At 62.8% G+C, this 533-nt stretch carries 1 protein-coding gene; it reads left to right on the forward strand.

The window, feature by feature from the left end; all coding sequences use genetic code 11:
- Positions 1 to 262 precede the first annotated feature (262 nt).
- A partial coding sequence (locus tag EP376_RS22705) for a helix-turn-helix domain-containing protein (protein ID WP_164745066.1) occupies positions 263 to 533 on the forward strand: 271 nt, incomplete at its 3' end.

A 533-nucleotide genomic window follows, 5' to 3' on the forward strand; every position in this document is an offset into this window, starting at 1 on the left:
TGAGGGCGGCAGAGCCGCGTCCCTGCGGGCCGCGGCGTGAAGCGGACACCAAGGCTGCCTGAGCCTGAATGCGACGTAAGTATATAATTGACAGCTTGGTATATTATCGTAAGGTGGGGTCAGCCTTGGTGGAAGGTGGCAGGAAATAGGGGGTCTTTCTTCCGCATGTCCCGAACAAAACGCCTGACAGAGATCGAGAAGATGCAGATCGTCCGCGAGGCCGCGGAGGGNCCGAACAAAACGCCTGACAGAGATCGAGAAGATGCAGATCGTCCGCGAGGCCGCGGAGGGTGTGTCGACGTCTGAGCTGGCTGCGCGGTTCGGTGTTACATCGCGCGCCGTGCGCTACGTCTTGAAGGCAGATGCCGAGCGCCAGGCAGATGCCTCGATCCCGGTCTCCGCTGTCAGCGTGAAGGTGACCACTGCAGAGCTCGCGGCACTCGATGCGGTGCTGGCCTCCGCCGGGATCGAAAGTCGAGCCGAGGGGCTGAGGCGGCTCATTCAGGCGGCAGGCGGGGTGTTCGTTCCGGACG

Origin of the sequence: Alexandriicola marinus (assembly GCF_004000435.1) — a bacterium.
Classification (GTDB): Bacteria; Pseudomonadota; Alphaproteobacteria; order Rhodobacterales; family Rhodobacteraceae; genus Alexandriicola; species Alexandriicola marinus.